The organism is Acetobacter vaccinii, from assembly GCF_008365315.1.
GTDB lineage: Bacteria > Pseudomonadota > Alphaproteobacteria > Acetobacterales > Acetobacteraceae > Acetobacter > Acetobacter vaccinii.
In genome coordinates this window covers 2,392,910-2,414,881 of the sequence record NZ_CP043506.1, presented here as the reverse complement: position 1 = coordinate 2,414,881, position 21,972 = coordinate 2,392,910, and the positions used below count along the sequence as shown (strand labels likewise).

General features: G+C 52.6%; 15 protein-coding genes and 2 pseudogenes. 14 read left to right on the top strand and 3 right to left on the bottom strand.

Annotated features, from left to right (window positions below; all coding sequences use genetic code 11):
* Nucleotides 1-74: 74 nt before the first annotated feature.
* Genes FLP30_RS10850 through FLP30_RS10830 form a run of 5 tightly spaced genes read left to right on the top strand, consistent with a single transcriptional unit; the run spans nt 75 to nt 6,643 of the window.
* Complete coding sequence (locus tag FLP30_RS10850; protein ID WP_149279826.1) at nt 75-1,397, top strand: LLM class flavin-dependent oxidoreductase; 1,323 nt, start codon at nt 75-77, stop codon at nt 1,395-1,397.
* Complete coding sequence (locus tag FLP30_RS10845; protein WP_210419278.1) at nt 1,394-3,091, top strand: ABC transporter substrate-binding protein; 1,698 nt, start codon at nt 1,394-1,396, stop codon at nt 3,089-3,091. Before FLP30_RS10850 ends, FLP30_RS10845 begins: the two co-directional genes overlap by 4 nt.
* Nucleotides 3,092-3,095: 4 nt before the next feature.
* Nucleotides 3,096-4,091, top strand: coding sequence for an ABC transporter permease (locus FLP30_RS10840; RefSeq protein WP_210419277.1), 996 nt, complete (start codon nt 3,096-3,098; stop codon nt 4,089-4,091).
* A 3-nt stretch (nt 4,092-4,094) separates the two neighbouring features.
* Nucleotides 4,095-5,000 (top strand): ABC transporter permease, encoded by a 906-nt coding sequence (locus tag FLP30_RS10835; RefSeq protein WP_210419276.1) that lies wholly within the window; start codon nt 4,095-4,097, stop codon nt 4,998-5,000.
* Nucleotides 5,000-6,643 (top strand): dipeptide ABC transporter ATP-binding protein, encoded by a 1,644-nt coding sequence (locus FLP30_RS10830; protein WP_149279823.1) that lies wholly within the window; start codon nt 5,000-5,002, stop codon nt 6,641-6,643. The genes FLP30_RS10835 and FLP30_RS10830 overlap by 1 nt, the downstream gene beginning before the upstream one ends.
* Here the strand turns inward: FLP30_RS10830 and FLP30_RS10825 are convergent.
* Nucleotides 6,630-6,896 (bottom strand): annotated as a pseudogene (locus FLP30_RS10825) (DDE-type integrase/transposase/recombinase); the annotation flags it as partial. The gene FLP30_RS10830 and the pseudogene FLP30_RS10825 overlap by 14 nt on opposite strands.
* A gap of 234 nt (nt 6,897-7,130) precedes the next feature.
* On the opposite strand from FLP30_RS10825, the gene FLP30_RS10820 reads away from it, so the two are divergent.
* The 3 genes from FLP30_RS10820 (at nt 7,131) to FLP30_RS10810 (ending at nt 11,430) form a co-directional block, all read left to right on the top strand.
* On the top strand, nt 7,131-7,634 hold the full coding sequence (locus tag FLP30_RS10820) for an RNA polymerase sigma factor (protein ID WP_149279822.1): 504 nt from the start codon (nt 7,131-7,133) through the stop codon (nt 7,632-7,634).
* Between the two features lie 115 nt (nt 7,635-7,749).
* A complete protein-coding gene (locus FLP30_RS10815) occupies nt 7,750-8,718 on the top strand; it encodes a FecR family protein (RefSeq protein WP_149279821.1) in 969 nt (322 codons plus the stop codon).
* A 249-nt stretch (nt 8,719-8,967) separates the two neighbouring features.
* Complete coding sequence (locus tag FLP30_RS10810; protein WP_168200093.1) at nt 8,968-11,430, top strand: TonB-dependent siderophore receptor; 2,463 nt, start codon at nt 8,968-8,970, stop codon at nt 11,428-11,430.
* Between the two features lie 491 nt (nt 11,431-11,921).
* Here the strand turns inward: FLP30_RS10810 and FLP30_RS10805 are convergent, their stop codons facing one another.
* Nucleotides 11,922-13,436, bottom strand: coding sequence for an FAD-dependent oxidoreductase (locus FLP30_RS10805; RefSeq protein WP_149279819.1), 1,515 nt, complete (start codon nt 13,434-13,436; stop codon nt 11,922-11,924).
* Between the two features lie 67 nt (nt 13,437-13,503).
* Here FLP30_RS10805 and FLP30_RS10800 point away from each other — a divergent pair, with 67 nt between their 5' ends.
* Nucleotides 13,504-13,956: a MarR family winged helix-turn-helix transcriptional regulator gene (locus FLP30_RS10800; protein WP_149279818.1), complete on the top strand. Its 453-nt coding sequence runs from the start codon at nt 13,504-13,506 to the stop codon at nt 13,954-13,956.
* Between the two features lie 628 nt (nt 13,957-14,584).
* On the opposite strand, the gene FLP30_RS10795 is transcribed toward FLP30_RS10800, so the two are convergent.
* Nucleotides 14,585-15,688, bottom strand: a complete 1,104-nt coding sequence (locus FLP30_RS10795) for a linear amide C-N hydrolase (protein ID WP_149279817.1) — start codon at nt 15,686-15,688, stop codon at nt 14,585-14,587.
* 1,009 nt (nt 15,689-16,697) lie between these two features.
* Here FLP30_RS10795 and FLP30_RS10790 point away from each other — a divergent pair.
* From FLP30_RS10790 to FLP30_RS10775, 5 genes and pseudogenes are all read left to right on the top strand, one after another.
* Nucleotides 16,698-17,273, top strand: coding sequence for an RNA polymerase sigma factor (locus FLP30_RS10790; RefSeq protein WP_168200092.1), 576 nt, complete (start codon nt 16,698-16,700; stop codon nt 17,271-17,273).
* Nucleotides 17,224-17,340: pseudogene (locus tag FLP30_RS14385) on the top strand (hypothetical protein); the annotation flags it as partial. The gene FLP30_RS10790 and the pseudogene FLP30_RS14385, both read left to right, overlap by 50 nt.
* 114 nt (nt 17,341-17,454) lie before the next feature.
* Nucleotides 17,455-18,159, top strand: coding sequence for a FecR family protein (locus FLP30_RS10785; RefSeq protein WP_246856504.1), 705 nt, complete (start codon nt 17,455-17,457; stop codon nt 18,157-18,159).
* A gap of 387 nt (nt 18,160-18,546) precedes the next feature.
* Nucleotides 18,547-20,739, top strand: a complete 2,193-nt coding sequence (locus FLP30_RS10780) for a TonB-dependent receptor (protein ID WP_149279814.1) — start codon at nt 18,547-18,549, stop codon at nt 20,737-20,739.
* The gene (locus tag FLP30_RS10775) at nt 20,736-21,947 is read left to right on the top strand and encodes a histidine-type phosphatase (RefSeq protein ID WP_149279813.1); all 1,212 of its coding nucleotides are present in this window, start codon (nt 20,736-20,738) and stop codon (nt 21,945-21,947) included. The genes FLP30_RS10780 and FLP30_RS10775 overlap by 4 nt, the downstream gene beginning before the upstream one ends.
* The last annotated feature ends 25 nt before the right edge of the window (nt 21,948-21,972 follow it).

The following is a 21,972-nucleotide window of genomic DNA, read 5'->3' as shown; positions in this document are numbered from 1 at the left end:
GTAGAGAGCGTACCGTCACGTGGCCGGAGCCCTAGGGACGCTGAACAGAAATCTACTAGAGAGGGAAAGGCTGCATGTCATCCTTTATAAAGCTCGGGGCTTTTCTGAATGGCAGCGGGCCACACGGAGGAATCTGGCGTCATGAACACATCGACACAGAAGAACTCGGTACATTCGCATATTACTGCAAGTTGGCATCAAGGCTTCAGGATGGAAAGTTCGATGTTCTCTTCATGAATGATACGATTTCTTCGGGACTTTTCGAGCCTGACTTAATCGAGAAAAATACTGCCGCCACCCGCTGGGACACGTTGACTCTTCTGGCAGGTCTCTCCGTGGTCACAGACCAGATTGGCTTGGTTGGCACCGCAAATACAACCTATAACGAGCCGTTCACCCTCGCGCGTCGTCTTGAATCCTTGGATCGTCTGAGTGAAGGACGTGCGGGATGGAATGTCGTGACATCCCTTGAAGGAGGTGAGAACTACAATCGCAGTGATCATGTTCTTCACGCCACACGATATGAACGCGCGGAAGAGTTTGTTGATGTTGTATTGGGGCTGTTTAACAGTTGGGACGACGACGCCGCAATTAAGGACAAGGAGTCCGGACGGTGGTTTGACGCCGCGCGTGTAAAACTTCTCAACCACCGAGGAAAGCATTTTCAGGTCAAGGGGCCGCTCAATGCGCCCCGTCCCGTTCAGGGATGGCCGGTCATTGCACAGGCAGGCTCATCCGAGGCTGGACGAAAGCTGGCAGCGCGCATTGGGGAGTTGATCTTCACGGCGGCCACAACCATTGAGGAAGGCAGGGCTTTCCGCACGGAGATCAGGCAGAAAGCAGAGCGGGAGTTCGGTCGCAATCCGGATCATTTGCTGATCATGCCTGGCGTCTCTGTGACGGTCGCCGAGACACGCACAGAGGCAGAGGCGAAGTTCGACCAGCTCCACGCTCTGACGGACAATACCATCGCTTTGAAGAGTATTTCAGAGTTTGTTGGTTTGGGAGTGGATTTTTCACAATACTCTTTGGATGATTTGGCTCCTCTTCCTGCGGTTCTGCCCGATACAAACCGTCACAAGAGCAGGCAGAAGTTGGTCGCGGACCTCATAAAACGCGAGCGCCCTACTGTGCGCCAACTGCTACGTCTTCTGTCTGCTGGAGGACATCGGGTTCTTGTAGGCTCGCCCACCGATATTGCTGATGATTTCGAAGAATGGGTTAAAGCTGGCGCTGCCGACGGCTTTAACATCATGACGAACCAGACATTCGAGGCGATCGACGATTTTGTCCGTTTGGTTGTTCCCGAGTTACAGCGTCGCGGTTTGTTTAAAACCGAATATGCAGGCAGGACATTGCGCGAAAATCTGTACCTGGAACGGCCGGAAAGACAATGACCTTATTACGTGCTGATGCGACAGGAACGCAGGAGGCCCTGTCATTGTCGGGATACCGATCATTGTTTTGCTCCGTCAGGTTGAGAAAGGTCAAACCGATGCTGGGTGACGAGATTGTCAGATATCTCGGCAAGCTTACGGTCGTTATGGGACTTGTCGTAGGGGTTATCCCCGGCAGCGCTTGTTTAGCGGACTCCGTCCAACTCACACCGAAAGACGGCGGCGTGTTGAGAGTTGCCCAGAGTAGCGATCCGCTCTGCCTCGACCCACAGCAGGCGGGAAATAATGATTCGCTCAATATCGGACGCCAAATCACAGACTCCCTGACTGACCAGAGACCAGACACGGGCGAGATCGTTCCTTGGCTTGCATCACGGTGGACGGTCAGCCAGGACAGTCGCGTGTTCACCTTTTATCTCCGTCCCGGCGTTACCTTCAGCGACGGCACGCCCGTCGACGCAGCCGCGGTCAAGACGAATTTCGAAGGGATACTCAAACTTGGCGCGCGAGCATCGCTTGGCTCAGGGTATCTTGCCGGACTGAAGGAAATACAGACTCCTGACCGTGATACGGTCGTCCTGACATTCAGCAAACCTAACGTACAATTCTTGCAGGCAAGCTCGACAATGAGCCTCGGGCTTCTGTCTCCTGGAACGCTGGCGCGTGACGCAGGGGCGAGATGCCAGGGGCAGCTCGTGGGCTCCGGCCCTTTCACAGTGACGAGCTTCGTACATAACCAGCGGGTCGTCCTTACGCGCCGGGAGGATTACGCTTGGCCCTCCTCTCTGGCAGGTCATCAGGGAAAGGCGTATCTGTCAGGAATTGACTATCGTATCGTGCCGGAATCCGGGGTCCGCACAGGAAGTCTTCTATCGGGCCAGATCGATGTGGATACCGGTGTCCTTGCACAGGATGAACGGCTTTTCACAGCACAGGCCCTGCCGGTAATCGCCCGTCCGAATCCCGGTCTGGTCTTTAGTCTATTTCCCAATGAGACTGATCCTGTGCTGGGGCATAAGGAAGTACGCCTTGCACTCAACAAAGCGGTTAACCGGCAGGAAATCAAAAACGTCATTTCGCATTATCAGTCATCAGCCTCATCCGCGCTCGCTGGAACGACGCCGTTCTACACAGACCACGCCTCTGAACTCGGTTTTGACCTAGCTGGCAGCAAAAAAATCCTGGACGACGCCGGATGGAGACCCGGATCGGACGGCATCAGAGAAAGGGACGGACAGCGTCTTGTCATCCATCTCTCATATTGGCAGTCGGCTCCGTATCTTGAGCTTTTGCAGGAACAATTGCGAGCGGTTGGGATTGATCTGGTTCTGAACCAGACGACCATAAGCCAAACATCAGCATTGCAAAACACAGGAAAATATCAGGTTCAGTTTTATAACCTGACACGCTCAGATCCGGATATCCTGCGTGCGGTTTTTGCCGTTGACGCGCACAATGTCAACAACCGCAAGGCCGAGCCTGTTGATGCCCTGCTCGACGCATCAAGCGCCGAACTGGATGTCGAGCGGCGCAGAAATCTGATTTCCCAAGCCGTGACACTATTGATTGAGGAAGGCCATATCATTCCTCTCGTTGAAGTAACGACTGTGGTTGCAACCGCCAAAACCGTGCACGGACTGCATCATGAGGCATCTTCCCGCCTGCAGTTCTTTGATACCTGGATCGGGCGCTAATCCGATGTCACGCCCTTCCTCTGGCCTATCGATCCGTCATCTGCTTCGACGTGACGTTTTGCTTTATGTCGCAGCCCGTGTGGGCCAGTCTGCTCTGGTATTATGGGCGGCGTTCACACTCTCGTTTGCCATTTTGTATGTTCTTCCCGGCGACCCTGTCAGCATCATGGTGAATCAGGATGGACAGAGTCTTGTTGACGGTGCAGAACTTGCCAAGCTGAAGGCTGAATACAATCTCGACAAGCCAATCACCGAGCAGTACTTTATTGCACTATGGCGCGTTCTTCATCTGGACTTTGGTAGATCCATTCAGTCTGGACAGACTGTAGCAAGCGCCCTAGCAAACGCCATTCCACCTACGGCCAACCTCGCATTCTGTGCCCTTGTGGTGGCGTTGATAATGGGTGTCGGATTGGCCGTGCTTGGTTGTCTGGTCCAGGCACCATGGCTGCGCACCCTATTGCTGGCCCTGCCCTCTCTTGGTGCAGCACTTCCGACATTCTGGATTGGGCTTCTTTTCCTGCAGGTCCTCTCTTTTCATTTCACCATCTTTCCGGCGATGGGTAACGACGGGTGGCGTTCTCTCGTGATGCCAGTGGCGACTTTGGCGATCCCGACTTCCGCACGTATCGCTCAGGTGATGAGCCGCTCTCTGGCTTTGGTATGGTCTCAGCCCTTCACTGAGGCGATCCGGGCGAAGGGCGTAAGCCGAACGCACCTGATGCTGGTCCATACCTTGCCCAATGCCGCCATTCCGCTTCTGACCATGGCAGGTCTCATAGTGGGCGGTCTTCTTGCTGGCTCCGTCGTGACAGAAACCGTCTTTTCCCGCGACGGCATCGGCCGCCTCGCTCAGGGGGCCGTGTCAGCCAAGGATATTCCAATGGTACAGGGTGTTGTGCTCGTGGTTGCAGCATCTTTTGTTGTCGTTAACCTCATCGTGGACCTGCTCTATCCGTTGCTTGATCCGCGCATCACGCTTTCCGGAAAGAGGAGATAGGAGATGGGCAACCCACTTCTGTACACAGTCGATTCTGGACATATGGATAATAACTCCAGTTCCTATTCGGTCTCTGCCGCAATACAGAATTTTCTTCGGCGTCGAGGGGCTGTTCTGACAATCGCAAGCTGCATTTTCCTGCTAGGCATCCTTGGTTGGAGCGTCGCCCCGACACTCTTCACCTCAGTTAATCCCCTGCACAGCTCATCTTTGCATGCTCTCGAAGCACCGTCGCGCGCGCATTGGTTTGGCACCGACCACCTTGGGCGCGATCTCTTCTCGCGCGTCATCTATGGTGCCTCCAACTCTTTGCTTGCAACAGGCTTGGCGGTAATCGTTGCCCTTTTTGGCGGTATGCCAATTGGTTTTCTTTCAGGCTTTCTCGGCGGACGAGCCGATGCCGCAATCATGCGTGCCATTGATGTGCTGATGGCTGTTCCGTCCCTTCTTCTGTCAATGGCAATTGTTACTGTTCTGGGCTTTGGTATTACCGAAATTGCTGTCGCAGTTGGGTTTTCGGCAGTCGCTGCTTTTGCCCGCATGGCCCGAGGTGAAGCGATGCGTTGGCGGGGGGCAGCCTTCGTTGAGGCCGCCATCGCATGTGGAAGGAGCCCTATCGGTACGCTCATCACCCATGTGCTGCCACATGCGGCTGGTCCCGTACTGGCGCTGGTCGCTCTTGAATTCGGCTCTGCTGTGCTTGCGGTTTCCTCTCTCAGCTTCCTTGGATTTGGTGCGCCACCACCACAACCTGAATGGGGACTACTGATCGCGGAAGGGCGGAATTATATATCTGTCGCATGGTGGTGCACGACGCTGCCCGGCCTCGTTGTCGTACTTGTCGTGCTGGCAGCCAATCAGCTTGCCCGATTTGTTCAGGACCGAAGCGAACGGATTGAGAGCGAGTAATGGTGAGCAAGCAAGGGCAACCATTGTTGCGTGTGGAAGACCTGACTGTTGTTTACCGACCCTCTGGTCGCACTCCGGTTGCTGCGATCTCCGAAGTCGGGTTTGAAGTATGGCCAGGCGAGATCGTGATGATCGTAGGGGAATCAGGCTCGGGTAAATCCAGCATTACCTCCGCACTTATCGGCCTATCCGTCGCTAGTGCACAGCTTACTGGCCGTATCGTCCTCAATGGAGAGGAACTTTCCCATGCTTCTGAACGAACATGGCGGCATTTGCGAGGCCGGACGGTGGGGTTTGTGCCCCAGGACCCAAGCCTTTCTCTTGATCCTGTCAAACGTATCGGAACGCAAGTAGCGGAAGCTCTGGAAGTTCACGGCTTACCGGCGCACGAAGCCAGAAAGCGGGTGACGGAATTGCTGGAAGATGTCGGTTTAGGCCAGCAACATGTGGCGGCCAGCTATCCGCATGAGCTCTCCGGTGGCATGCGGCAACGAGTTCTCGTCGCCATTGGTTTGGCAAACGCCCCTCCTCTACTCATTGCCGATGAGCCTACAAGTGGCCTGGATGTCACTGTGCAACGGCGTCTTCTCGATCATATGGAACAGCTTATCCGACGGAAAGGAACAGCCGTCCTTCTGATCACTCACGATCTGGCTATGGCCGCTGATCGTGCGGACAGGATCATTGTCATGCGCGCGGGGCGGATCGTGGAAGCCGGGCCGACCCGCACTGTCTTCACTGCCCCCCGTCATCCGTACACCGCACAACTGATCAACGCGACAACGAGGAAGCAGCCTGCTCGGACGCGCTGCTCCACCACTGCGGCCAGTCCCATCCTGGTCGTTGAAGGACTGACAAAGCAGTTTAACCGCGGTAGGCAGGATGGAATACGAAAGGCCGTGGACGAAGTGTCCTTTGAGGTACCCCGTCATGGCACAACGAGCATTGTAGGGGAGTCCGGCTCCGGCAAGTCCACGACCGCACGCATCATCATGCGGCTCGAGACCGCCACGGCGGGCAGTGTACGTTTTGACGGTCAGGAAATACTCGGACTGACCGGCAAGGCGCTGAAGCAGTTTCGTCGGCGAGTCCAGATTGTCCATCAGAATCCTTATGCCTCTCTTGATCCGCGCCTTTCGATAGAGGAAATCATTGCCGAGCCGTTGTATGCCTTCTCTCTGGGCGACCGTGTGACACGCCAGATGCGGGTCCGTGAACTGCTTGATAATGTCGGCCTCCCGGAACGAGTGCGCACGAACCAGCCTACGGCGCTTTCCGGCGGCCAGCGCCAGCGTGTTGCTATCGCCCGTGCATTGGCGATCAAACCGGAACTGGTTGTGCTGGACGAGCCGGTCTCGGCACTTGATGCGTCCGTACAATTACAGATTCTTTCGCTTCTGGCGCAATTACAGAACGAGCTTGGAGTCAGTTATCTCTGCATCTCTCATGACCTTGAAATGGTCCGGGAAATATCTGACCATGTCGTCGTGCTGCGTCGTGGTCAGGTCGTGGAGCAAGGCTCGGTTCAGGCAATTTTCGAGAGTCCCTCTGATCCGTATACAAAAGCACTTCTGAATGATGCACCTGGTCATCGCCACGTTTGGGGACCTGCTGCTCATGGACAGCAGGTCAAGTTAGTATAGTACTGACCTCAAACTCCATTGGGCTTGTGCATCCCAATTTTGAAAGCCGTCTGCGTGGATTGTAGAAGCGTTCTATATAGTCCGGGACGGCGGCTTGGCTTCATCTCGGCTGCGATAGACTTTGCAGGCGATCCTATTGTCAGCCAGGAGCCGCTGGAACTGTTATTTGTATATTGCGATCCCTGATCCGAATGGTGAAGCAAGGCATCACTTTTCCACGTTGCCAGATCGCCATCATAAGCACATCCATCACCTTGAACACGATCTTATCTTCATGTCCGCGAAACCGGCAGCAGGCCACCGGGCGTCAAAAAGCAGCTGTTAAAGGGTACCGCCCACAACACATGAAAACCCAGTTGGGTGACGTCACGTATTGAGATTAGTTCTTAACTCAGCTAACGTACACTGCGTAATTTGACCCTCTACCGCGTTCCGGTGGAGGGGACCGTCAAGACATTACGTCAGCCCGAGTGAGTTATGTTATCGAATGTCCTGGAGCAAAACCCTCTCTGATCTCTTTCTAAACGAGCGTCGCAAGCTGGAGGCGCTGGCTAGGAAGAGATGCACCGATCCTGAACAAGTCGGCGACGTGGTGCAGGATGCATTCCTCAGGCTCGTCCGGTTGTCTGCCCCCGAAGCCGTTGAAAAACCGGCACATCTTCTCTTCAAGGCCGCGGCCAACATCACGATCGACTACAATCGTCGTACCTTCCGCGAGTGGGGACGCGATGGCGGTGAGCTTGATCCCGATCACCCTTCATCGACACCTAATGCCGAAACGAAGCAGGCGGAAACTGACCGTCAGGCAATCCTGAACGAGGCGGTCGCTGCTCTTCCCCTTGTCACCCGTGAGATTTTTGTCCGCTTCCATCTGGATGGGCGGAGCTATCGTCAGATCGCCGACGAACGGGGTATGGACCTCAAGGCAGTCGAATATCACCTTCGAGATGGCATGAAGGCCTGCCGCCGCTACGCTCGCGAGCGCGAATGAGGCCAGCCTCATGACGTAAGTTGAGGCTATGGGTAAGCACTCACCCTTGAGTTTCATGGCGCTTCCCAGGTAAAGCAGGCGGTATCCGGCCGCGCTGCCGGTCTGACAGGTAGATATGCGGAATAATAATGACCACTTTTCAGGTGATCTCTTTGATCAGGCCAATGAATGGTATCATCGCCTGCATGGTGACAGCGTAACCGAGGCGGATCGACGCGCCTTCTGCGAATGGTGCGCTCAAAGCCCGGATCATGAGGCTGCATGGGAGGAGGTTCAGACCTTTGCCGCCGATATCAGGATGACGCTGGCACGACCGCCCGTTCAAGCAACCGTTCCGTCGCTCCGTCGCGCCCGTCGCCTGCGCCAGAGTGTTCTCGCCATTGGGATGGCTGCCATTGCACTGATGGTCTTTGTTCAGATGCCATCATCATGGATGGATCGTTTTCGTGCGGACTACCTGACAGGACACGGCGAACGGAGAACCATTGCCTTGGCTGATGGCACGACAGTCATCCTCGACACCGACACGGCACTTAAGCTGCTGCCTGAAAGCGACGGGCGTGGCGTAACCCTGTTGCATGGAGAAGCATGGTTCGCGGTCCACCATGACGCCCAACATCCATTCCGTGTGTTATCAGGCAATGGGCGGATAACCGATGTCGGGACCCGCTTCGACGTGCGCCATCTGGATCAAACCACGACCGTCGCAGTGCAGGAGGGGATCGTTGATGTTTCCGTCGGGTCCTCCTCGACGTTACCGCCCGATCATCTTCGCCTGAACATCGGTCAGGGTGTTACTTATGGTCCCAGAGGGTTGGGCGGAGCGCAGGAGGTCGATCCTTCGACCATCGCCTCTTGGCGCACGGGAACCCTCGTTTTCCAACAGCGCCCCCTACGGGAAGTTATTGCTGAACTTAACCGCTACGAGGGAAGCCACCTTGTGCTGGCGGCATTCAGCGGTCGCGACCGCCCTATCTCCGGCACGTTTATGGTGGGAACGGGGAGCAAGACGTTACCTGCGCTTCAGGAGGCTCTGGGATTGCGCGGTTTGCATCTGACACCATGGGTGACGGTGCTGTATTGATCCCCAGAGGGGCAGACCTCATTAAAATATAACGATTGATAGATTGCTCCCCACGCACCCTCATTTTTTTAAAAAAATGAAGCGTATTTTCCGAAACCGTCGAATCTCGTCGTCTCTACGAATAAGAGATGCAATTGCGAGTGAACATCACTTGTTGAGCATCATGCGGTAGGATGGCGAAAGGCAATGCAGGTGTACCAGACATCGAACGGACGCGGAATTTATAAGACACACGCAAGAAACAGTGTCGTGCGACTGCTCCTGACAACCGCGCTGTGCTGTGCTTCGGGACTCATCTCCGTTGTCGCAAACGCACAGGAGACTCAAAGTTCGGCCGTTCCACGCTCTGGTTCAGCATCAGAAACAAAGAGCTTTTCATTTGCGATCCCCGCACAGTCCATGGATGGAGCGTTGGCTGCCTTCTCCCGCATTACTCATCTCCAAACCATCGCCGCAGGGGAACTCACGCGAAACGTTCGCTCACCCGGTGTAAGTGGCACCATGACAACTGACGTAGCATTGACTTCTCTCCTCACGGATACGGGTCTTGCTGCCCGGATAAGCGGCAATACTGTGATTGTGCGTAAAGCCTCCTCCGCCATCACACTTGGCCCCATTCGCGTGTTAGGTCATCTGTCCCCGGAGCTTGGTGGCAATCTGCGCGGCCCAATCAGCGATTCTGTGGCACGCCGTCTGAATCCACCAACGACCATAGGCTCCAAGGACGCCGTGAGCCTCCGAGAAATTCCGCAATCGGTAACTGTCATCACGCAGGATGAAATCCAAACCCGCAATATGCTGACCGTCGATGACGTGATCCAGGCCACGCCAGGAATGACGGTTGCTGTGGTTAATCCAAATGACACTATGTATTCCGCAAGAGGTTTCCCACTGACTGCCATTCAGTTGGATGGTGTGCCGACAGTCATTCCTGCAGGTGGTGTGGGTCTCGCGCCGGACAGTCTTGCTATGTACGATCGTGTAGAAATTCTTCGCGGGCCAGCTGGGTTATTCAACGGTTTCGGCGGTGATGGCGGTGTCATCAATCTGGTCCGTAAACGCGCTCCCGACAATTTCCAGCTTTCCGGCCTTCTCTCAGCCGGAACCTATGACAATGTACGGGGATTACTGGATGTCGGATCACCCTTGAACAAATCTGGCACAATCCGTTTTCGGGCCGTCGGTTTTGAGCAATATCAGCATGAAATGCAGGATACAACCTGGCAGCATGACCAGCAGTTTTATAGTACCCTTGAGGCCGACCTGGCACCCGGCCTGACCGCACGTGCCGGAGTTAGCTACACGGACACTGATGGACGCCTGATGTATGGTGTGCCTTATGTTTCATCGGATTATTCATTTCCCCATTTTTCCCGTTCTGCTTACATGGGGGCGCCGTGGAATCATTACCGTAACAAACGATTGGGGGAGTTTCTGGAGTTATCCCAGGCATTCAAAAACGGCTGGATCGCAAAATTGTCTTATAATCACTATGATATAAAGACTGATTATTTAAATGGCATTGTAAATCTGATTGACGATCAATCCACAAATACAGGTGAGGCCTATAATTATAAATACAATCAGAACGAAAAACAACATGCGCTTGATTTCTATCTGTCTGGACCGTTTTCTTTGTTGGGTAGAAAGCATCGGATCACGGTCGGAGCGAACTATATGAACCAACACACGTACTACGATGAACCTCTTTGCAATATGAATGGAGGGTATGACGAGTATTGTGATGTCTCAAACGTCAATATATATGACAATTCAATTTTTGCTCCGCTTTCCACATTTGATAACGGCCCACATTCCATAGGCACCATCAACACTCAGCAGGTCGGTCTTTATGGCAATCTGCGGCTCAGCATTACGAAACGATTGACTCTGCTAGGCGGCGGACGTGCGACTTGGTGGCATTCACGCCAGACAGTTCCAGATGACCCAAATCTTAACTATTGGGGGAGCAGCAACTCAAACGCTCGATTGGGTCCAAAATTCTCACCATTTGCAGGTGTGATCTATGATATCAGCAAGAATATTTCCGCCTACGCAAGCTATACCTCGATCTATAAGCCACAGAGTGGTGATTATACCGTATCTGGTGATCTCATTCGTCCGATCGAAGGTGAACAATATGAAGTTGGTCTGAAAAGCGAGCATTTTGATGGGCGCCTGACTGCTTCAATAGCGCTGTTCCGTACAACCGAGACAAATAACGCAGTTCAGGACCCTCAACACACCAGCTTCTATCTGTCTTCTGGCAAAGTCCAGAGTCAGGGTGTCGAGATACAAGCCCATGGTCAGCTTGCTCCGGGCTGGACGATGCTCGTTGGATACACATATGATGATTTGCAGCGCGGCAAAAGTAATTCCAGTAATGATTATTCTGTTGGCATCACACCAAAGCATCTTTTTAAGCTATCCACGGATTATATTCTTCCTGGGCGTTTGAAACATTGGACTGTAGGTGCGTCGATTTATGCGCAGACAAAGACTTACTATTACTGCTGCTCAACAGTATATATTCACGCACCAGGCTATGCTATTGCCGATGCCCGCATCTCATATGCGTTCACACCAAAAATATCTCTAGGTGCAAATATCACAAATATGTTTGATCAGTATTATTTTAGTTCCGTCGGTGGTGCGGTCAATACACTTGGGAACCCCAGGAAGTTTTTGTTCACATTTCGCGGCGCTTTTTAATGTCCAATTCTGGAAATTATCACTCTCAAATGAAATCATTTTCATTTTGAGTATGTTCCATGACAATGTTTCAAAATTGTAAACTGCAATCCAGTTCTCCATTTCAAGAAGTTATAAGATTGCTCATGGTTCTATTATTTGCGTCACGGAACCTGTCGGTATTATGACGTATTACGGTCGCTTACGGCATCGTAAGTTTACATGATGTTACCTTTGGTGCGACCAATCAGGCGCACCTGGGGCCCCTTTTTAAGAACACTGATGGGCGTCATATCTTTTTAAGATATATCTCAGGGTCTCATGAAATGAATGAACCGAGTGAACCCCTGCCCAATATCAAATGCGCGTTTGGTGAGGAAGCAGGCTTCATTACGTTCTCAAGTGTATGTATCGTCATAGAATATATATCGGATTTTTTGACCTTTTGTTGCATGAACCGCAATGTAATCCCAGCAATGGTGCACAGTCCAGCAAGGTCAGGCAGCACGCGATCATGGTCCTTCATGGGTGTTGGGCAAATGAGACGGCAGCGTATGGGCAAGGTAGCGCGAAAGCTGCGGCTCCAGTCCGTCAGAGGGAAATATCCCGGCTATGTAGCCATCCGGACGTACGAGCACCCATTGACCTGCTTCGATCCCGTACGCTTCCGCGATATGACCGTCATCGTCGACGAGTTCATGCTCGGCACCCACGATGACGATACGAACACCGATAATAGCCGACGGCCGATCCCGCACCTCATAGCCAAGCAAAGTCCAGTGCGCTCCCTGAAAAAGCATGAACAGCCGTGTCCGCTGTCCCGCCTGTCCTCGGCAGGGCGCATCAGGAGCGCGATCGCCAGCTTGCACTTTTCCACCCACCAGACCGGGCATGCTTAACGGTGAGCCGCGATAACCCAGGTCAAGCTGTCGCGCTTCGCGGTCACGTCGCATGGTACCTTGCTTTGCCTCACCGAGCAGCCTCGTCGAGAGACGCAGCATATTCAATGCGATCGGTCGGCGCTCCGCCTCGTAGCTGTCGAGCAGCGCTTCGGGCGCCCCTGCGAGCACGGCTGCCAGCTTCCAACCGAGATTATAGACATCCTGAACGCTGGTATTGAGACCCTGGCCGCCAGTTGGCGGGTGAACATGCGCGGCGTCCCCCGCGATGAAGACACGCCCGACCCGGTAGTGATCGGCCAGACGTGCGTTCATCGTATAGACCGAGGACCAGGATACCGAGTGGACAGTGATGTTTCCTCGGCGGGTCCGGTTTCGGATGAGCTCGGTCAATCCAGCCGGAGACAGGTCGACCTCTCCTTCCAGCGCTACGGGCGCTTGAATCTGGAACAGCTCCGTGCCAGCCAGCGGGCAGATCATCACCTGTGTCTCGGGTGAGCCAAGTTGGAAGTGGTGCCAATCGAACCGCTCAAGACCCTCCAGCCGAACATCGGCAACGATCGCGCGCACGCCCAGTGTTTCTCCTGGAAAATCGATAGCCAAGGCATGACGCACGAAGCTACGACCGCCGTCGGTGCCGACGAGGAAGCGGGCACGGATAACATGCTCGCCTGTTTCCTGTTCAATTTGCGCCGTTACACCATGGAAGTCCTGCTCAAAGCTGGCCAGCCGTGCGCTAAAGCAAGGGTGATGACCGAGCTCGGCAAGCCGCTCCCGCATGACAGCTTCGGTTGCGAACTGCGGCAGCATCAGCGGTGCGGCATAAGGTTCGGCTGGAGTTGGGAATGCTTCTGTTTCCGTCAGAAGCGACACCGTATGAGTTCCATCCGGACGATACTGGCAAAGCGGCGGATAGGGTCCGCCTGCTGCTGCTACGCGGTTGACGAAACCGAGATCCTCGAAAATCTCCAGTGTCCGTGGCTGGATGCCCTTGCCGCGCGACCCGCTGAACGGCTGCGCATTCTGCTCGATCAGGCAAAACGAAACCCCACGACGGGCAAGGTCGATTGCAAGTGTCAGGCCTGCGGCTCCGCTACCCACGATCAGGACGTCTGTATCAAAAGACACTGGCTACTCCGCGAATCAATGTGTAATATTCACGTATCTGAGGTTGGCTCCCAAGGCAACGATAAACGTGAATAATGCACACGACCCCGAGATCCTACGCGGACTGCATGCCGCGATGATTGATCTAGTTGATGAAATCAACCGGCCTCGCCGTGATGATCGGCTGATCGAAGAAGCAGGGATTCCACTAGATCGAGCTCTTTTTCCACTTCTGGCACGTGTCTGGCGCTATGGCCCTATCGGTGTCGTTGATCTGGCCGACCGGACCGGTCGTGACCACACCACGATCAGCCGGCAAATGAGCAAGCTAGAAGAACTTGGCCTGATCGAGCGTCACCCTTCCGCAACTGACAAGCGTGTTCGCGAAGCAACCGTGACTGGCAAGGGACTAGAAATGGTCAACATGCTGAATGCTGCCCGCGAAAGACTGGCGAACCGTATTCTTGTCGACTGGACAGATGCTGACCTTGATCAGTTGCAGGTGCTTCTACGACGCTTCGCTGACGACCTGATGCGATGACCAATCCCGTGAAATATCAGTTACCAAAATCAGAGTATAACCTCTTTAATCAATAGCTTTTCCACCCTTTCTCAAGTTACGGCGCCTCATTCTCACCGAATGCCTCGTAAGCGCCCGTTTGGAAATTCGATGTGATGGTTTTTCAACCGGGTTTATGCGTGTTTCAAACTCAGGATGTGGACATCAGAGCAACGAGACCGGTGAATTGCATGGTGATCTGATGGCCCTGCCGGTTGCGACACTGCGCCGGCTGCTGGCTGACAAGGAGTGTGAGAGTGACAGGATACGGGAGAGCCTACTTTTTTGAAATGTTTCCAGGAATCCTGCTGTATTCGAGCAGTACAGAGGGTATTTCCTGTGATTTACGTTGTTACAGGGATCACAACCATATCGAACGGATGTTCAACACGCTAAAGCAATTTCGGCGTCTCGGCATACGCTACGACAAGGCTACCGTTACTCGCCTTTCTCAACCTCGCGGCCATCAAGCTTTGGGTTCCATCAAAATTTAAGCCAGCATTCACTCACAATGCAGCCTACACACCCAAAAACTATTCTTGGAGCGGACGCGTTTCAATTAATTCCAGCTTCGAAACGCGCCATTCCATACCATAAATCAGATTAACGCTTAATAAGGCGCTGCCAGATCCCGGTTATTAATTTTTTCAAAGACGGGCTTTGTAGTATTATTGAAATCCTGGAGTGAAAATTTCTTGTAGCTGATATCTGTATATCCTCGGACGAACATAACGCCATCACTAAGATCGGAGAGTGCTGTCCAGACAGTATATTCAGTAACAGTTTTTCCTGATTCCTTCTGGGTCTCGCCCCCTAGTGTATCGGTGGTAATATTCTTCATACGATCAAAGCGATTCATGATGTGTGCAAGAATATTGATTGCATCTCCCGTCGACTGAGCCAGGGGGGCGTAGCTGGTGTAGTAAACGCCACGAACAAAACGCCCGACAGACGTATCTGACGATGGCAAGTCGGAAGCCGCAATGCCACTATCGGGCTGAACAACTTTCATACCTCCCAAAATAGCGGACGATCTGTCTTTATTGGTCAATTGCGTGTAGTTATTCATGTTTTGGAGATGCCACGGAAAGTCTGGACCGTTTGTCATGACCTTTGTGGGATTGTCATAAACGTGAAATTTTCCATCACGCGCTTCTACGACAATACTTCCTCCTTTTTTGTCGTAAAACGCAAAATGAAAGGGTGATTTTACTCCCCCCAATTTAGCCAGAACGGGAGACCAAAAATGCCCTTTATTCACGGCTTTTCTGACATCATCTACCGTTGCAAAATTGGCGAGTGCCCACTCTCCTAATGATGTTACTGGGATAGAGTCATGGTAATCGGATGCGGCTAGGGGAGTGAGTGTGGCTTCAGGCACCATGTTGGCGCTGAAAGACAGGCCCGCACCGTTCATGCCCTCAAGCATGTTATGATCATCGCCATCCTGATAAACTGACGTTGTAATCGCCAGAATAGGATAGAGCGCCTGATAATGTGCACCAGCACCACCATTAGGTGACTTTTTTTGGAATGCTGTCTGGGCAGGATAGTAGGTCAGCCAAGAAGGTAAGTCTTCTGGGAATTCCAACGTGCGCCCATGGAAAACATGGCCACTTTTATCTGTGATCGCCAAGCTTGAACAAGCCTGTCCAATTGAAGGAAAAAGGAAAACAGCAGGCAATACCATATTAAGAAGCGACTTGATTTTCATGATTTTATTCCTGGATTTATTATTCGAAACTTCATAGCGGAGAAATTAATATTTATTTCTATACAGAAACCCTCTCAATGCATTGCGAATTCTCATCTTCAATTCAAAAGGACGCAACCACTATAACAACATATTCCGCGTAGAGTTTCCTGAAATGATCGGTTTTGTAGGCCAATTGGTTAGGCTCCGGACCTATTGATTTATTGAACTGAGCGAACGGTTGTGATTCACAGGCTTACCGATGGAAAGTGGAACTGTGAGTGAGTGTTTTTTCTGTATGAGAGCCAGATGGAGCGGATAGAGCCGTTTTTTCCTCTGGTTCATGAGTACTACGTCAGCTTGACAGAGTAGGCTGGCCGTTCGATCCGCCTGAAGATTGATGCGACATATCTCAAAGCACACCGGACATCAGCATCCCTGCTCAAAACTCCACGCTGTATACGATGGTCAGGGGAGACCTGTTCGCCTGCATCTGATAGCAGGTCAGATCAGTGACTTCAAAGGGCAGACGTGCTGCTGGCAGATCACCCTGACGGACAGGAGAAGTTATCGGGGGCAGAGGCTATGACAGCAACCGGATCAGGTTATCACTTGGAGAACGTAATATCAGTGCCTGTATTCTCCCGAAAAAACCGGAAATCAAAGCCATTCTACAATTTGGATTTGTACAAAAAGCGCCATCTGATCGAAAAAATGTTCGCAAAGTGAAAGACTGGCGACGTGTTGCAAACAGATACGATCGCGACATTCAAACTTTCATGTCCGCAGTCCATATCGCGGCAAGCTTCATCTTCTATCTTAAAGAATGAGTCCTGAACCTAATACACCGAACATCTGGCACTGACTGATATCAACGCATAGGTCAGGACAATTAGTAACAGCGACAACAACGCACCAACCGAGAGGATCAACGACAACCAAGTCCTTTGTCATGTAACTGTCACACCACTCAACTCATGCACTTGCTACATGCCTGCCAATCAACCACACTGGCGGGCAGAGGGTTCGATTGTTCAACAATGCAGACCAGTGCAGCATCTGGCTGGCCACTCATATTCTCCCGCACGAAAACCATATCCGCTCCAGGCTCCGCCGCTATGAGGATATTGATACAGATGACATTATCCACGAAGCCTATGTAACCATAGCAGAGGCCGACTGGCCGGGCATTACCAACCCACAGGCGTATTTTATGTCTATCTGCCGCAATCTGGTGATGCAGCATTACCGGCGCGCCCGCGTGGTGCCAGTTACCAGCCTTGCCCTCATACAGGCCGATACCGTGCCAGACGCCATGCCGTCAGCCGAGCAGGTTGTTCATGCCCGCCAGGAAATGCGCTTTTTGGAAAAAGCCATCGCGAAACTACCAGCCCGTTGTAGAGATATTTTCATTCTGCGCAGAGCGCGTGGGCTGAGCCAGCGAGAATGCGCCACGCAATTAAACATTTCTGAAAACATAGTAGAAAAACAGCTTGCCCGCGCGCTTATTTTTCTGTCCAAAGAATATTCGGAATCAGAGAGGGAGATGATAGTTGATGAGGAGAGACGCCCGCGTCTCGCCCACTCTCGCAAGCGCCAACCTTGAAGAGGCGGCAGCAGGATGGACGGCCAGATTAGACAAAGGCCCCCTTTCCGCAAGCGAACAGCAGGCACTGCAACACTGGCTTGATCAGGATAGACGACACAAGGGAGCTTTCCTGCGTGCAAAGGCTATCTGGCAGGCAAGTGGCAGAGTGGCAGTCGTGCATGGTCCTGCGGCACACCCAATGACCCACCCCACGCCTTTCCCTGCCCTACCCCGCCGCCGCTTTTTTGTGGCCGCAGCCGCATCTGTCCTGCTGCTTGCCATTCCCAAACAGCAGGGCAAGGCCAATAGCCTTTATGCAACATCCAATGCTGTTTCGGCTCCTTTACACACAGCTTTTGGCACCATTACCCTGGATTGCTACTCCAAACTCAAAATGGGTTTGCAGAGCAGCCGCCTTGTAGAGGGGCGCTGCTGCGTGCTGGGGCGCACAGGTATGATTGTCAAAGCAGGCAACCTTATTTTTGCCCCACAGGGCCGCCTGCTTTTATCCTGCTCCCCAACACAGGTTACAGCCACAAGCATATCGGGCACCGTGCGACTGCGCAAACACCACTCAGATGAGTGGTGGACTTTAAGCGCTGGTGCACAGATTAGCCTGACCGGGGACCTTCCCCCCGAAGTGCGCAGTTTATTGCCTGAGGAAATGGAAGCTCAGAACGCATGGAGCATTGGCCGCCTAGAAGCCCGTGACGAGAGCATTACCAGCATTGCCAGCACATTCAACCGCTACAACCAAAAGCAGATGCATGTCTCACCTGAGCTTGCAAACCGCAAACTAACAGGCGTTTTTAACCTGAACCAGCCGGAAGTTTTTGCCATAGCGGCACAAACCATTCTGGGTGCTAAATTAACACAATCCCCACAAACACTTTTTCTGCATTAACCGTATCTGTCTTATTTGTGTAACAAATAAAAATGACGGAAAAGGAAGCAGTTTCGACTCTTAACGGTATGTTCCGTCACAAGCAGGGCGACTACCGTGCGATTTTTTTCTACCCATGTTTCCTCTCTTGCGCTGTGTATGTGCAGCGTATCCGTTCTTTCTTCTTCCTACGCTTTGGCAGCTCCGGTTCATTTTGCCATTCCGGCCGGACCTCTTGATCAGGCCGTTGTAACCTTTAGTCGTCAGTCCGGACAGCAGGTTGCACTAGATAGCTCCTTGGCCGCCAAAGCCATCACCACCCCGGTTTATGGAACTATGGAGCCCGATGCAGCCCTGACTCACCTGTTGCAGGGCACGGGCCTGGATGTTGATGCACACCAAAAAAACATGCTGATCGTCCGCAAATCCAGTTCAGCCCCCACCAAAGTCAGAGCGCATAGCGCCAACACAAAAAAAGAACAGAATACAGAAGAGCACATTACTGTTCTTGGCCGGGCCATGCGCCTGTCCCCCGCAGTCGTGCCGTTGGATATTACGGAACCTACATCGCGCATCCAAAGCAATTTTATTAATAACAACATTATTCCACTGGCCAGTGTGGACGATATTATCAAGTTCCAACCCAGCATATGGACCCAAAATCCCAATGGTCCGGGCATGGGCAAAGCCGAAACCATGAGCCTGCGTGGCTTTCAGGATGGACAGTACAACATGACATATGATGGCATCCCATTTGGCGATGCCTCCGACCTACACCACACAACATCATCTTTATTCATCTCACACTTTCTGGGGGAGGCACAGATTGACCGTGGCCCTGGCACAGCCTCAACCATTGGCAATGCAACCTTTGGCGGTACAGTAGGTTTCCGTTCCAAAACACCACCGAGCAAAGCTGGGGCCCAGCTTTATGGCACATATGGAAGTTTCAACACCCGTGCAGGTGGGCTGGAACTGGATAGTGGCAAAACCCGCTTTGGCAAAGCCGTTCTGGATATGCAGCATGAAGAAACAGATGGCTACCTGACCAACTCTTATGAAAGACGGAGTAACATTCTCTTCAAGGATGAAATCAAACTCGCGGATGAAACAAGCCTGACGATCCAGACGACCTACAACAAGGAATGGCAGTACACTACTCAAGGGGCAACACTGGAAGATTATGCCAAATACGGCAACAACTACGGCCTATGCAAAGACCCAACCAGACAGTGCTATTATGGCTACAACCCCAGCACCTATACATCTGACTTTAGCTATATTGCTCTCAAAACCCGATTGAACGACTGGCTGAGCCTAAAAAACTCAGTTTATACGACAGGGTTTGAGCATGAATATACGGAATCAACAGATTCCAGCCAACGCTCGCTCGATGCCAATGGCGTGACCTTTTACAACGCTGCAGGCAAAAAAGTAGCAACGTATAAATCGGATATTCCCGGTAAATATGCTGATGCTCACTTTCGCAATTATGGTGACACCCTGAACCTGACTGCAAAAACACACTATGTGGACGTGCAGCTTGGTATTTGGGCCGATGTGCAGAAAGACAGGCGCATCAGTTATGCTGTAGACCTTTCCAAGGGGTCCATCCCTGTCCCTGGCAAAACAGGGAGCCCGTACAGCTACAATATTTCAGATACTAACACTACACTTCAGCCTTATCTGGAACTGGATATACACCCCCTTCCGGGTATGACCATCAAACCCGGCATCAAATACTCCTACTTCCACCGGGATTACGATGCAGCGCTGAACAAATCTACCAAACAACCGCTGCAGGCTACACAAACCTTTACATCCTGGCAGCCATCCATTGCCATAAACCAACGTATTATCAATCAGTGGAGCGTTTATGGGCAGATTGCCCGTGGTTTTCTGGCCCCCCCCATCTCTGTCTTTCAGGTTGGAGATGTTGGTAATGTAAAGCCCGAAACAACCATGAACTATCAGATCGGTTCTGTTTACCGGGATAAAAAATGGATGGTAGCGGCTGATGCCTACTACATTGATTTTTCAAACTACATTGCAGCAGCACAGATTTCTGTTCCCGGTTATGGCACCACCTCAACCTATGTTAACAGTGGTGGCGCCATCTACAAAGGGATCGAGTTGGAAGCACAATATGTTATCGGCTATGGTCTGTCTGTTTACGGAAATTATAGTGTAAACAGTGCCAAATACAAAAACACCGATGTGAGCGTTGCCTCCAGCCCCAACATGCTAGCCTCTTTTGGCCTGCTCTACGAGAACGAACGCGGGGCTTATTTTTCCATTATTGGCAAATATGTAGGCGAACACTGGGGTCTGGACAGCACTACCAATGCCGCGGGCAACACTCAATTTGCCAACCAGTATAAAATTAGCGGCAATGTCACTGCCGACCTAGCTATGGGCTGGCGCATCCGCAACGCGGGTAGCATCTTCCGCGAAATTACACCCAGCCTTAAAATTGGCAATCTGTTCAATAACCAGGCTATCAGCAATTTTGCGGGCAATCAGAGCTATGGTGATGCCCCTCTTTACTGGCGCAACCCTGGACGTAGCGTGTTCTTCAACCTTGCGGTGACCATTCCATGAGACATCTCGCCCTGTTATGTGCACTGCTTGCCAGCACACCGGCCCTTGCCGCCCCTCCAACCCCAGCTACACAGCAAGAGGCCGTTCTGGAACGGGTCGTTCTGGTTGCCCGCCACGGCATACGCAGCCCAACCAAGGCTCCACAAGTGCTGCAAAACCAGACTGGTCATGTGTGGGCTCAGTGGCCTGTCGCCCCAGGAGAGCTAACGGAACACGGTAAACAGGCACTGGCACTGATGGTTGACATGGTGCGCCAGCACTACGTTCAGGCGGGTCTGCTCCCCGCTGCAGACTGCCCGACACCGGGAAGCATAACCATATGGGCCGATGCCAAGGACCACCGTACGCGTGAGAGTGGAGATATATGGGCCAAACATCTGGCCCCCTCCTGCAAACTGCAGTCCCTCTCACTTGAGGCTGAACAGGAAGACCCCATTTTTGCTGGTCCGACCACACCCCTGAGTATACAGGAGCAGAACGCCATTACGCGTGAGTTCAACCAAAGGCTCAGCTCTATCCCCTCCTCTGTCGCCAATAGCATGAACATGTTGCAGGCTGTTTTAGCACCCACAGCCTGCTCTATAGACAAGCCACATTGCCTTAGCACCAATACAGCTATGCTCGTATGGAAAAAGGATAAACCCCATCTGGAAGGGGGTATTGCAACAGGAGGAACAGCGGCAGAAAATCTACTTCTGGAATACATTCAAGGCATGCCTGTGCATGCTGAGCCTTTTGAACAGCAAAACCCGGCAGCCCTGATTAAACAGGTTTTCCCCCTCCATACGCAGGAAAGCTGGCTGATCCGCCGTCTTCCAACGCTGGCGGCTCACAAAGGGGCTACCATGGCATCGGTCGTGCAGGATGTTTTGGCAGGCAAACCCAGTCCCGCCCTGCCCGTGGTTACAGAGCAGACTAAACTGCTAGTTCTCTCTGGGCATGACACCAATCTGGATGTGTTGGCCACACTCTACGGATTGGATTGGTCCTTTACCGACCAGCCCGACCCCACTGCACCCGACACAACTCTGGCCTTTGAACTCTGGCGCTCACCCAGTGGATCATCCGTAACTATAAGGCTATTCCATCAAGGATTAGAGGCTCTACGCACTCTAACGCCGCCAGACCCGGCGATGGACATGCAGATTATTGCCAGAGGCCCATCCCTGCAAACAGAGATGACCGCGGATTTTCGGGCAGTACGATAAGCAGTAATCAGACCTTGAGAGAGGA